General features: G+C 43.0%; 12 protein-coding genes. 10 read left to right on the top strand and 2 right to left on the bottom strand.

Annotated elements, in window-relative coordinates:
• Positions 1–535 precede the first annotated feature (535 nt).
• Positions 536–1,875, bottom strand: a protein-coding gene (locus HLI_RS03630) for an IS3 family transposase (RefSeq protein ID WP_128523132.1) whose coding sequence is annotated in 2 segments (ribosomal slippage) — positions 536–1,389 and positions 1,389–1,875 — 1,341 coding nt in all. Because the reading frame shifts where the segments join, the coding sequence is not laid out codon by codon here.
• 219 nt (positions 1,876–2,094) lie between these two features.
• Here HLI_RS03630 and HLI_RS03625 point away from each other — a divergent pair.
• The 8 genes from HLI_RS03625 to HLI_RS03590 all read left to right on the top strand — a co-directional run bounded on the left by HLI_RS03625 (position 2,095) and on the right by HLI_RS03590 (position 8,965).
• Entirely contained in the window at positions 2,095–2,628 is a 534-nt protein-coding gene (locus HLI_RS03625; protein WP_128523131.1) for a hypothetical protein, read from the top strand.
• A 147-nt stretch (positions 2,629–2,775) separates the two neighbouring features.
• Positions 2,776–3,801, top strand: a complete 1,026-nt coding sequence (locus HLI_RS03620) for an NAD-dependent epimerase/dehydratase family protein (RefSeq protein WP_128523130.1) — start codon at positions 2,776–2,778, stop codon at positions 3,799–3,801.
• Between the two features lie 243 nt (positions 3,802–4,044).
• Complete coding sequence (locus tag HLI_RS03615) at positions 4,045–4,539, top strand: DUF2306 domain-containing protein (RefSeq protein ID WP_128523129.1); 495 nt, start codon at positions 4,045–4,047, stop codon at positions 4,537–4,539.
• A gap of 291 nt (positions 4,540–4,830) precedes the next feature.
• On the top strand, positions 4,831–5,772 hold the full coding sequence (gene qoxA / locus HLI_RS03610; protein ID WP_128523128.1) for a cytochrome aa3 quinol oxidase subunit II: 942 nt from the start codon (positions 4,831–4,833) through the stop codon (positions 5,770–5,772).
• A gap of 22 nt (positions 5,773–5,794) precedes the next feature.
• Positions 5,795–7,738 carry a cytochrome aa3 quinol oxidase subunit I gene (gene qoxB, locus HLI_RS03605; protein ID WP_128523127.1) on the top strand — a complete coding sequence of 648 codons (1,944 nt, stop codon included), beginning with the start codon at positions 5,795–5,797 and terminating at the stop codon, positions 7,736–7,738.
• A gap of 1 nt (position 7,739) precedes the next feature.
• Positions 7,740–8,345 carry a cytochrome aa3 quinol oxidase subunit III gene (qoxC, locus tag HLI_RS03600; protein ID WP_128523126.1) on the top strand — a complete coding sequence of 202 codons (606 nt, stop codon included), beginning with the start codon at positions 7,740–7,742 and terminating at the stop codon, positions 8,343–8,345.
• A gap of 1 nt (position 8,346) precedes the next feature.
• Complete coding sequence (gene qoxD, locus HLI_RS03595; protein ID WP_128523125.1) at positions 8,347–8,715, top strand: cytochrome aa3 quinol oxidase subunit IV; 369 nt, start codon at positions 8,347–8,349, stop codon at positions 8,713–8,715.
• Positions 8,716–8,743: 28 nt separating this feature from the next.
• On the top strand, positions 8,744–8,965 hold the full coding sequence (locus tag HLI_RS03590; RefSeq protein WP_128523124.1) for a cytochrome C oxidase subunit IV family protein: 222 nt from the start codon (positions 8,744–8,746) through the stop codon (positions 8,963–8,965).
• Positions 8,966–8,993: 28 nt separating this feature from the next.
• Here HLI_RS03590 and HLI_RS03585 read toward each other — a convergent pair whose 3' ends face one another.
• Positions 8,994–9,290, bottom strand: a complete 297-nt coding sequence (locus HLI_RS03585) for a spore morphogenesis/germination protein YwcE (RefSeq protein WP_128523123.1) — start codon at positions 9,288–9,290, stop codon at positions 8,994–8,996.
• Positions 9,291–9,572: 282 nt separating this feature from the next.
• Here HLI_RS03585 and HLI_RS03580 point away from each other — a divergent pair, with 282 nt between their 5' ends.
• Together HLI_RS03580 and HLI_RS03575 are read left to right on the top strand one after the other, a co-directional pair.
• Complete coding sequence (locus HLI_RS03580; protein ID WP_128523122.1) at positions 9,573–11,378, top strand: M3 family oligoendopeptidase; 1,806 nt, start codon at positions 9,573–9,575, stop codon at positions 11,376–11,378.
• 343 nt (positions 11,379–11,721) lie between these two features.
• Positions 11,722–12,126, top strand: coding sequence for a DUF4181 domain-containing protein (locus HLI_RS03575; RefSeq protein WP_128523121.1), 405 nt, complete (start codon positions 11,722–11,724; stop codon positions 12,124–12,126).
• Positions 12,127–12,196: the final 70 nt, after the last annotated feature.

Here is a 12,196-nt window from a genome sequence, read left to right as displayed (position 1 = left end):
GATGTCTGAAGTTATTCATAATACATTTAACCCTGTTTTCGTACAAAAAACAGCTTATGAAACCGGGGTTTCACAAACGTACAGGTAAACTTAAAGCGGAGGCTTTCTTAGTTCTCTGTACCCTTCTATCCATACAACGATACGGCCCCTACTGGAATATTAAGTAATTAATAATGGTGTGTGATCCGACAATGCGTCAATCATTCACTAGCTTGAAGGCTATGCGCAGCTTCCCCACGAACCCATCTGATGTATGTGAGAAACGAACCCCCTTGCTCAGTAGGATTGTCTTCACTATCCTTGTGTTATAGTAGTAAAATGCTTCATATCAAGCTCTCATGCTCAGAATAACTTCTTTGGAATTGTCAATCGATTACTCCCCTTAAGCTCATAGATGCTTATTACAGAAGTAGTTTCGAGAACCCTATATGGTAAAGGGGCGGAGGGAAACGGTGAGACTCCTATGGGATGTGCGGGACAGCTGAGACCCCACAGGACGAAGTGTGCTGACCCCTTAAAATTGGACACTATGTAATTAGGCCGTTGCTTGATATTTTTCACGGTATTGGACTGGACTCATTCTAAGTTTAGACTTAATTCGGTGGTTGTTATATTTATCCATAAAACGTGACAGCTCTTGCTTGAAGTGTTCTACACTCTCAAATTCTTTGTGATAAAGAAACTCCGATTTCATGTGGCCGAAGAAGTTCTCCATCACGGCATTATCGTGACAGTTGCCCTTGCGGGACATACTTTGGGTAATGCCTGCCTCTTTGAGACGGTTGCGATATGGGGCCATCTGATAATGCCAGCCTTGATCGGAATGCATAAGTAATTCGTCGGAATACTCTAGGCGTTCGAGCCCCTTTTCCAACATCTCTCTGACAAGGTCATAGGTCGGGCGTGTTCCAAGCGTGTACGTAACGATTTCGCCATTATAAAGGTCAAGAATCGGGGAGAGATAAAGCTTTTGGCCGAATAGCTTAAACTCTGTAATGTCCGTGACCCACTTTTGATTCGGTTTATCTGCCGTGAAGTTTCGACTTAAGATATTATCCGCTATCTCTCCGACACGGCCTTTATAAGACACATATTTCTTCATACGCACAAGACAACGTAGACCGATCTCTTTCATCAGTCGATACACTTTCTTATGGTTTACAGGTGTCCCTCGATTTTCAAGCTCATTTTGAATGCGGCGGTAGCCATATGTCCCATCTTCTTGGTGGAAAATGCTTCGGATTTCTTCTTTCAGGTCCAGGTCTAGATCCGGTTTCTCCATCTGACCGATTTGATGGTAGTACGTGCTGCGTGATAGTCCCGCCACACCTACCAACTGTTTCACGGGGTAATCATGCCTTAGTTCGAAGACGATCCGGGCTTTTTGTCTTTGGTATTCTGGTCCTCTTCTTCGACTAAGGCTTTCAACTTTTTTAAATACGCGTTCTCCATTCGTAGGTATTCCAATTCTTCCTCTACCGATTTAAATGGCTTCTTGGCTTTTTGATTCTTGTTTTGTGGCACTGGAACCTTCCCCTTTCGTTTGGACGCAAGGGCTTCCACACCGCCATTCTGCCATTTTTTCAACCACCTTCGGACCATCGAATAATCCGGGATATGGAAGAGGGCAGAGGCCTCGCGAATGGAGTATCCTTCATCGTCCATACATTCAATTACCTTCAGTTTAAAGTCTGAAGAATAGTTTGTATAGGGGATTGAGAAGGCTTGATCACCATGGTACTCATATAATCTCACCCAGTACCGTAGGGCAGAGTGGTCTACGCCAACCTGATGTGCTAGGTGACGATAGCTTATTGTCTCTTCGGTATATCGACGAACAGCTGTGAGTTTGTCTTCCTTCGTAAATCGTTTCAATGGAGGTCCCCCTTAAATTAGCGTTGGATAAGTGTCCAACTATTGGGGGTCACTTCAAAGTCCGAGGAGGCTCAGCGCCCGCCCCATGGAACGCGAACCTTTTCCCGCAGCCCCTAAACTCCTACTGAAGCCTCGAAACTGAGTCTTACCCAATCGGGAGCTTATATCAAAAAATCAATACTGAAATTTAACAGAGTAATTATAAAAAGGTGGGCTGATATGCGCTTTTATTTTTATTCGCTTCTGCTGTTCCTGTATTTGGTAATGGTGGCAGGGTGTACGAGCAACCAGACTTCATCTATTGATAAAGAAAGCTTTCCGACAGAAAAAGAAGCATTCACTCATTTTATTCAGAAGGAAAAAGCAACAGCAGATGTAGAAAAAGTACAAACGCTGGAGGGTGATGAATTATACGTAGTACGTTCCGGGAATCATCAATACGGTGTATATGGCATGGCAAAGTTGGATGATAGGTACTCGTTGAAGAAGTTAACGGCAACAATGTCACTTCATAATACAATTTCCGGGGGCTTTGAATTTACTTCATCCACAGGGAAGGAATATACGATGCTGGCAGCAAAGCAATTAGAAGGTTTGGATTATTCCACTACCCTGCACAATGAGTTTCACAAAATCTTTTCAGAGGATGCCCACATAGCAATAAGTAAGGGTCATACCCTGGGGCAGTCCGTAAATGAGAGAGATGAAAGTGTCATTCAAACAACGGAGACCGTTCAAAGTAATGCTTCTTAATCAGCATTTCAATGTATAAGCGGTGAAGGTATGAAGGCCTGATGCATTTCTTTACATATAAATAACAGTATCCAACATAACCTTTTTAAGAGGGTTTTCCTGAAAAAAGTGGAATAGATTAAGAAAACAATTATAAAGGAGTCAGGTATGAAACTATTAGTGATTGGCGGTACACAATTTGTCGGCAAGTCCATCGTCCAGCATGCGCTGAATAATGGACATGAAGTCACCTTATTCAATAGAGGAAAAACGAATCCGCATGCATTTGAACAGGTAGAAACGATCATCGGCGATCGGGAAAATGCCGAGGATCTCCAAAAAATGGCTGGCAGAAAGTGGGATGCTGTCATTGATACATGTGGGTTTCTGCCGGGAGTAGTAGCGAAAACCCTTCATGTGCTGCAGGACAACATCGATTTGTACTGTTTCATTTCAAGTGTATCTGTCTATGAACATTTTGGCGAGGCTGATGGAATTGACGAATCCGGCGAAGTTTTAAAATTGACCCAAACAGAGCTGGAGCGTGTGACCAAAGGAGTGAAAGGAAGAAGCTCTAACGAGTATTACGGTCCTTTGAAGTTTCACAGTGAATCATCCGTCAAGGAAATGGTTGGTGCTGAGCGTTCTTTAATCATACGTCCAGGTCTCATTGTCGGCCCGGATGATCCGACAGACCGCTTTACGTACTGGCCGGGCCGGGTAGCAACTGGTGGTGAATTCATCGTACCAGAACCTCGTTCAAGTAAAGTGCAATTCATCGATGTACGTGACCTATCCAGATGGATCATCAATATGGTAGAAAACAAGGAGTCCGGTGTTTACAACGCTGCCGGTCCTGAGAAAAAATTATCGATGGAAGCGTTTGTCGATGCTTGCAGAAGTGTGCTGAACCCTTATGACGCCAAACCTGTATGGTTATCCCAGGAAACGCTCTTGAATGAAAAGGTCCAGCCCTGGATCGAACTGCCCCTTTGGATTCCTGCCAAACATGACATCGGAATAGATAGTACAAAGGCAATTGGAAAAGGGCTGAATTTCAGAGCAATCGAACAAACCATCCTGGACACTTATAAATGGGACACTTCCAGAGGGAGCGTGGATAAAAAAGCCGGTCTGGATCTTGTCCGCGAAGAAGAAATATTAGAGAACGTGAAGAAGGAAAGGATGATTTGACGTCAGGAATGAAAAGAGGAATGCATAGCGTGAGTGTTTGGATCCCTTATATATGATAAGGGATTTTTTCTTGTCTGGGGATTACTGTAAGTTTCCGCTGAGAGACATCCAAAGTAGTTGAGCTTTTCTTCAGACAAAATTATGATAAACTTAGGATGTAATTCAAAATTATGGAATTATTTACATTGACATGGAGTGTTTCCAGGTTATGTTGCGGGTGAAAAAAGGGGAGTTTGATTTGTAATGAAGGTATTGTTAGTCATCCATATTATCGCAGGCGGCATTTCTTTAATTAGTGGTTTGTTTGCCATGACTGCCAAGAAGAGAAAAGGCAGGCATACGGCATTCGGTCAACTTTACCATTGGTCCTATGTAGGGGTGTTTTTGACCGCTGTAGCAATGGCAATCATCCACTGGCAGGAGAGTCAATATCTTTTTTATATTGCTTTGTTCTCCTATGGTCTTGCTTTAAGTGGGTACATAGCAGTGAAGAACAAGAAGAAAACGAAAAAGTGGTTAACCATGCATATAGGTGGTATGCTGGGATCTTATATTGGAATCGTCACAGCTACGCTGGTTGTAAATGTAGCTAAAATCCCGGTTCTCAATGAACTCCCTACCATATATTACTGGTTTTTACCGACAATCATCGGTACTCCGATTGTCTATATGGTTGGAAGAAAGTACAAACGCCGTCCTAAAAAAACAGTCTCTGAATCTGATCGCATATCTGTTTAAGGTATCATCAGTTGAGAGACTGTTTTTTCTTCGTTTAAAATGGGTATATAAAGGTGTTCATGGATTGAATTATTTTGCCCGTTTTTACCAATTCATGTGGAATATTCCGTGAAAGCGTATAACATGTGACGGAATTTTTAACAGTTATTGACTCTTATATGACAACTTCGTGAACTTGGACTGAATTTTATCGAAATCTGATATAATCAGTCCAGTCCTATCATATAGAGGAACTTACAGAAGTTTGGTTTTGTACTTAATAATCATAGTTTAATAGGAGGGTTGAAACCCATGAAAATAAAACATCTGCGTTCTAAGTGGTTAGGCCTGATTCCCTTAAGTTTAATTTTATTTTTAAGCGGATGTGGTGAAATGACCGTCCTTAACCCAAAGGGGCCGGTCGCTGAAAGTCAATATGAACTGATTAAATATTCATTATGGTTCATGCTTGGGATCATAGTGGTCGTGTTCTCTTTGTTTGCGTACATGATCATCAAATACAGGGAAGGTCGCCCTGGACGTAAGGAAAGTGATTATGACCCGAATTTGCATGGAAATACGACCATCGAAATCATTTGGACAATAATTCCACTTATAATCGTCGCTATGCTGTCCTTCCCGACAGTTACGACTTTGTTTGATCTGGAAAAAGCTCCGGAACCTGAGGATGGTCAAGAAGCAAAAGAGCCATTGGTTGTTCACGCTACGACAGCCGATTGGAAATGGTTTTTCAGTTATCCAGAACAAGGGATTGAAACGGTGAATTACCTGCATATCCCGACGGATCGACCGATCGAGTTCAGGCTGACATCGGCTGATGCTATGACAGCGCTATGGATTCCTGCTCTTGGAGGGCAGAAATATAACATGGCCGGCATGCAGACGAAACTGTTTCTCCAGGCAGATGAAGAAGGGGTTTACGATGGACGTAACTCGAACTTCAATGGCGAAGGCTTCGCAGCTCAAACCTTTAAAGTCCATGCAGAGAGTGAAAAACAATTTGAGGCCTGGGCAGAACAAATTCAGAATGAAGCACCAGCACTGACTGCAGAAAAATATGATGAACTCCTCAAGCCAGGATTGACAGATAAAGATTCTTTCTCTTCTACACACTTGGAGTACATCAATCATGCTTCTAAAGAAGGTATGGGGTATGTTGTCGAAAACTATCGTGACCTTTTCAAAGAAAAACTGCATTTAGATGACATTGAACAACAAGAAACATTCCAATAGATAGTAGAAAGCAGGTGAAGACATGCACATTACAGATATTTTAGTCACCGGTGAGCCGATCATATATGCGGCAATGGTTTCGATTGCACTGGTTTCAATCGCTATTCTCTTTCTCTTGACCTACTTTAAAAAGTGGGGATGGTTGTGGCGTGAATGGCTGACAACGGTTGACCACAAAAAAATCGGCATCATGTATATCCTGAGTGCCCTTGCGATGTTATTCCGGGGCGGGATGGACGCCATGATGATGCGGGTGCAGCTCGCTTTTCCGGATTTGGGATTCTTAGATTCCCAGCACTATAATGAAATTTTTACGACGCACGGTACAATCATGATCATCTTCATGGCCATGCCGTTTTTGATCGGGTTGATGAATATCATCGTCCCATTACAAATCGGAGCTCGTGACTTTGCGTTTCCATATGTAAACGCACTGAGCTTCTGGTCCTTTTTCTTCGGGGCCATGCTCTTTAATGTTTCCTTCATCATCGGAGGCTCTCCTGACGCCGGGTGGACGAGCTATACGCCGTTATCCGGGGCAGCAATGAGTGAAGGACCTGGGCAAAACTTTTATCTGATGGGACTCCAGCTATCAGGAATCGGTACCCTTGCCACAGGGATCAACTTGATGGTCACCATTTTGAAAATGCGCGCACCTGGAATGAAGCTTTTCCACATGCCGATTTTCACTTGGTCAACGCTTGTCACATGTTTCATCATCGTTTTTGCATTTCCGATTCTTACTGTAGCGCTGGCGCTGCTGACCATTGACCGTATTTTCGGTGCCCAATTCTTTACGTTGACAGGAGAAGGATTGCCGATGATGTGGGCGAACCTCTTCTGGATGTGGGGACACCCCGAGGTTTACATTGTCATATTGCCGGCCTTCGGAATATTTTCTGAAATCATCGCTACCTTTGCGAAAAAACGTTTGTTCGGATACAACGCTATGGTTTGGTCGATGATCATCATTGCTCTGTTGAGTTTCCTCGTGTGGGTGCACCACTTCTTCACGATGGGTGCAGGAGCATTCGTAAACTCTGTCTTCTCCGTATCGACGATGTTGATTGCGGTTCCGACCGGAGTGAAAATATTCAACTGGCTGGCGACGTTATACAAATCGAAAATTGAGTTTTCTGTCGCGATGATGTGGGCTCTTGCCTTCATCCCGAGCTTCATTCTTGGTGGTGTCACAGGGGTGATGCTCGGCATGGCCGCAGCCGACTACCAGTTCCACAATTCGTATTTCCTAGTGGCACACTTCCACTATGTATTGATCGCTGGAACAGTCTTTGCTTGTTTCGCAGGACTTGTGTACTGGTATCCGAAGATGTTTGGTCACAAGATGAATGAACGCATTGGTAAATGGGCGTTCTGGCTATTCTTCTTTGGTTTCCATGTCTGCTTCTTCCCTCAGTACTTCCTGGGATTAGACGGCATGCCTCGTCGACTGTTCATTACGAACATTGTTGAATGGTTGCCATTGAACATCATATCAACGGTCGGTGCCTTCGGAATGGGGCTTGGATTCGCTGTATTCGTCTTTAACATTTACTACAGTTTCCGTAATAGCGAGCGCGAAGAAACAGGTGACTCCTGGAACGGAAACGGACGGACGCTTGAATGGGCGACGACCACACCGATTCCATATTACAACTTTGCAACTGTTCCATATGTCGATGAAATCGATCCATATGTACGGATGAAAGAAGAAGGTAAGACGACGTATGATGAATCGAAGCTGGAACCGATCCATATGCCAAGCTATACGGGCGCACCATTCATAATGATGGCATTCTTGGCCTTAGGCAGTTTCGGATTGATCTTTGAATGGATGATCGTTGCCATTGCCGGCTTGATCGGCGGCGTCATCATGATGATTTTAAGGTCCTTCGATTATGATGAAGGATACCATGTCGAGGTTGATGAAATTAAACGCATAGAGCGAAAAGCAAGGGGGTTATGATATGTCTGCTGAAGAATTGAAAACAGGTCCATTGGAGTACCGGACGAAAGAAGGGCAAATGAGCATTCTCGGCTTCTGGATTTTCCTCGGAGCCGAGGTCGTCCTTTTTGCTACACTATTTGCTACTTACGCGGTACTCTTCGGCCGCACAGCTGACGCACCGCATCCAGGTGAACTTTTCGAGGCCGGCACAGTACTGATCATGACCTTTTTGCTCCTCACAAGTAGTTTTACTTGTGGGCTTGCCATTCATGAAATGCGAAGAGGGTCTGTCAAAGGGCTCACGATATGGATGATCATTACTTTAGCTCTAGGCTTAGGATTCCTCGGTTTTGAAATATACGAATTCGTGCATTATGCGCACGAAGGAGCAACCATACAATCCAGTGCTTTCTGGTCAAGCTTCTTTGTACTGGCTGGAACGCACGGGCTTCACGTCACACTTGGAATTGGCTGGGCTACTTTACTGCTCATCCAAATCGCACGACGCGGACTTACAAATGTGACAAGCCGGAAATTCTTTATTATCAGTTTATATTGGCACTTCTTAGATGTCATTTGGATCTTCATTTTAACAAGTGTCTATTTGATAGGGATGGTGATCTGATATGACGAACACGAAAAAACGAATACCAACGAACCACATCGTCGGTTTTGTCTTGTCACTGGTAATGACATTAGTCGCTGCCTGGGCAGCTATCGGGTCTGATCTACCAGTCAAATGGGTGATTATCGGCATCATGATCCTCGCTCTTCTGCAAGCAGGTGTTCAATTATTTATGTTCATGCACGTGACAGAAGCAGAGAGTGGGAATGGTCATATCCCATGGAATATGATGTTCCACGGTTTTGCCTTAGCTGGCATCCTTGTGGCGGGGTCGCTTTTCACTATGTCCTTCGGCTTTGATCATAACCATGACGATGGCGGTGGAAATCATCAACAGCAAGAACAGCAGGAAGAACATTCGGGTCATTAACAGATTAATTACACAGGGGGAAAATGGTATGGAACAAAGACAACAACAACTTCAGAAAAACACCACAGTAGGTGGAGGCTTTCCGTGGAAATCCATGGTCGGTTTCATCCTATGTATTGCGCTGACTGCTTTTTCCCTTTGTGGGTTACTCTATTCTTCTTATGAACCGAAATTTCTTCTTGTGCTGGTAACAGGCTTTGCTTTTGTGCAAGCTTTGATACAGCTGTTCAAATTACAGCCAGTAGATTAAAAAAAAGAAACGCTTTCTTCCTGAATGATTAAGGAAGAAGCGTTTCTTTTTTTTCTTCTAAGCTTTCTTGAAAAGAGGGGCTTGTTTTTACTGTAGCGATGATGAACATGATCCAGGCGACCTGTGCTCCAATTAAACCTGCATAGAACATCGTCCATGTAGCTGAAAAAGCTGCAGGTGCTGTGAAGAGGAGAATTTGAAAGCAGTATAACCACATGCCGACAAGGAAAATCGATTGTACGACAGCGAAAGCTGGTTTTTTAAGTTGTAATAGTAAAAATGGCGTGACAGTCGCCAAAAGCAAGAACATGAATGTAACTCCCATTTCAATCAACTCCTTATGATATCCTATTCATGTAAACGGTTTCTTTGATATTATTGTAACAAAAAATTCTTCATTTGGACACACAATGTTCAAAATTAATATGTCTTAACTATAATGGATTTATGCTAAAGGCTCTTTCACCTACTATAGGAGCTCCTTACCTCTATTGGAAATTTGTGTTTAACTGTCTATGACCTGGCTGTCCAAAATTTTGCACATGTATGAATGGAATGCTGGAACAGGAAGACTTTGTTTTTTAAATCGTAAAAAGGAGAGGATCATATGCGTGGTCAAAAGTTTGCAGCAACATGGGATTTAGCGGATATTTTTGCCGCAGGGGCACCTCAAGGGAATATACATACAAAATTTGAAGACATATCCACTGAAGTCGATCACTTACAAAGGCAAGTGGAACTAATTGAACAAACAGATAAAATCAATCCCAGTGAATGGAAGGCAGCCATTGAGAGCATTGAAAGTATCCAAACGGGCTTGGCACAAATGAACTCTTACTGTACTTGTATCCGCGCGGCAGACACTTCTGATAAGACCGGGGATTATTGGAAGGAAAGGACGACTGAGATCAGTGTCCGCTTTGACCCCCTGGTTCACAAGGTTCAACTTTCCCTCGCTGAAATTGACGAGGGGACATGGGATCAACTTGTAACAAATGAATTGACTGAGTACTCATTTATCCTGGAAGAATGGCGCAGGGAAGCGATCAAGCGACTATCAGAAAAAGAAGAGGAGATGATTTCCACATTTCTGGAAGATGGTTATCACGGCTGGGGAGACTTATATCATTCGATAGTAGGAGATATAAAATTGAATTTCAGGATGGGTGGGAAGAAGGAAAAGCTCTCCGTAGTTCAAATCAGGAATCTGCGCTCCCATTCTGATCAGGAAGTGCGGCGTTCCTCGTATCATTTGTTACAGGAGACTTGGAAGGATCAGTCCGGGACACTTTCATTGATATTAAATCGAATAACCGGAATGAAACTGAAATTAAATGATAAGCGCGACATAGATGATCCACTCGAGGAATCTTTCATACATAACCGGATGAACAGAAAAACGCTACAGGCCATGTGGAGTGTGGTGAACAGCAATAAGCAGCCGTTAGTGGAATGTTTGAACCACAAAGCAAAAATACTGGGGACTTCTACACTGCAAGCACATGATTTCTGGGCTCCGGTCAATAACGAAATTGAAACAATGAGTTATCAAGATGGTGTGGATTTCATATTAGAGCACTTTAGTAAGTTCGGAACGGAATTAGAAAGTTTTGCTCGAAATGCTTTCCTGCAAAAGTGGGTGGATGCAGAAGACCGCCCCGACAAATCAGCACATGCTTTCTGTGCAGGCTTTCCACTATCAGGAGAATCCAGAATTAGTATGACTTACGGTGGGCATATCACTGATACACTGGTGCTGGCTCATGAACTGGGTCATGCCTTTCATAATCATGCAATGGGCCCTGTGCCTCCACTGAACAGAAATTACCCGATGTGTATAGCTGAAACAGCTTCTACGTACGCTGAAATGATCGTATTGAACGCTGCAATGAAAAAAGCAGAGTCAGAGGAGCAGAAGTTGTTTCTGTTAGATGAGAAACTGAAACGAAGTGTCATGAACTTCATGGAGATTCATACAAGGTTTTTATTTGAATACAAACTTAATGAAACGAGAAAAAAAGGACTCGTTTCTGCAAAACAGTTAAAAGAAATGATGAAAGCAGCTTTGGACGAAGGATACGGTGGGTCCATAGCAGGGCTCTCTCCTTATGCCTGGGCATCAACGCCACATTTTTATATGACAAAAACACCTTTTTATAATTTCCCTTACACATTCGGGTATTTGTTTGAGACAGCCATATACGCAAAAGGAGAAGCAGAAGGTGGAGACTTTGAACGTGATTATATAGCACTTCTTGAGGACTCTGGCAGGATGACAGTAGAAGATTTAGCCAAGAAGCATCTGGGTGAAGATCTGACAAAAGAAGATTTTTGGATGAAAGGGATGGAGCATTGCATGCGTGATGTCGACGAATTCATCCGAATAAGTGAGTCTGTCCATCATTTACGTTAAGGGGGGGTTCTCAACACTGCCTTCTATCCCCTTAGAAAATGAGTTGATAAATTCCGGTTAGTAAAAGTACCGCAGATCCAAAGACTAGAGCTATTTTTGTAGGCAGGTTCGCTTTGTGGAATATTCTGAAGAACATGATCAATCACCTCTTTTATAAAAGGATGTTGTTATTTACTTCTATACGTTTGAAGTGTTAAAAGGATTCATCTGAAAAAAACTTCTAACTCCCCCATTATGGAAGGTGATGAATTTCCTGAAGCGTGATGTGATTTTTTGGGTGAAACCTGAGTCCGCCTGTTTTCGTAGCAATAATAGGAAACATGTGGACGGGAGTTGATGAAAAATGGAACATTACGGAATGCCTGAAGGTTTTTGGCAGGAGTTCTGGCTTGTGATGGGAGCCGTGATTTTTATCATTACTGTGATTCCGGCAATCATTCGCAAGAGGATCGGAGCAGATAAGAAGAAGTGGTTCTCTTATAATCATGTGAATGAATTTTATGAAAAGTACGACTGGATGCTAAGGGTCAGCTTCATAGTCGTGTTCATCATAGGGGCGATTGTCTTTTATGGAAAACCGTTGTTTCTTCTTGTACTATCGTTTGTATTTCATATGATACAGCTTGCTTTTCAATCTTATTCGGAATGGAGATTCGCGGAGAATAGGAAGAACTATATAGTATCTTTGATTGAAATTGTCTTGCTCTTTATCGTTCTTATCGGAGTGCTATTATGGTTAGGTCCGTGAGAAAAAGGAACAGTCATTCATTAGCATGTGAAAGGAGCAAGGCAAAGTGAATATTCCGGTATTGATTGCG

The sequence above is a fragment of the Halobacillus litoralis genome (assembly GCF_004101865.1).
Classification (GTDB): domain Bacteria; phylum Bacillota; class Bacilli; order Bacillales; family Halobacillaceae; genus Halobacillus; species Halobacillus litoralis_A.
This window is presented reverse-complemented; position numbering and strand designations above follow the sequence as displayed.

What these genes read in the sequence shown, in the direction of transcription:
- HLI_RS03620 (WP_128523130.1), top strand. Translation starts at nt 2,776, where the DNA reads ATGAAACTATTAGTGATTGGCGGTACACAATTTGTCGGCAAGTCCATC.
- HLI_RS03585 (WP_128523123.1), bottom strand. Translation starts at nt 9,290, where the DNA reads ATGGGAGTTACATTCATGTTCTTGCTTTTGGCGACTGTCACGCCATTT.
- HLI_RS03590 (WP_128523124.1), top strand. Translation starts at nt 8,744, where the DNA reads ATGGAACAAAGACAACAACAACTTCAGAAAAACACCACAGTAGGTGGA.
- HLI_RS03625 (WP_128523131.1), top strand. Translation starts at nt 2,095, where the DNA reads ATGCGCTTTTATTTTTATTCGCTTCTGCTGTTCCTGTATTTGGTAATG.
- HLI_RS03580 (WP_128523122.1), top strand. Translation starts at nt 9,573, where the DNA reads ATGCGTGGTCAAAAGTTTGCAGCAACATGGGATTTAGCGGATATTTTT.
- HLI_RS03615 (WP_128523129.1), top strand. Translation starts at nt 4,045, where the DNA reads ATGAAGGTATTGTTAGTCATCCATATTATCGCAGGCGGCATTTCTTTA.
- qoxB (WP_128523127.1), top strand. Translation starts at nt 5,795, where the DNA reads ATGCACATTACAGATATTTTAGTCACCGGTGAGCCGATCATATATGCG.
- qoxD (WP_128523125.1), top strand. Translation starts at nt 8,347, where the DNA reads ATGACGAACACGAAAAAACGAATACCAACGAACCACATCGTCGGTTTT.
- qoxC (WP_128523126.1), top strand. Translation starts at nt 7,740, where the DNA reads ATGTCTGCTGAAGAATTGAAAACAGGTCCATTGGAGTACCGGACGAAA.
- qoxA (WP_128523128.1), top strand. Translation starts at nt 4,831, where the DNA reads ATGAAAATAAAACATCTGCGTTCTAAGTGGTTAGGCCTGATTCCCTTA.
- HLI_RS03575 (WP_128523121.1), top strand. Translation starts at nt 11,722, where the DNA reads ATGGAACATTACGGAATGCCTGAAGGTTTTTGGCAGGAGTTCTGGCTT.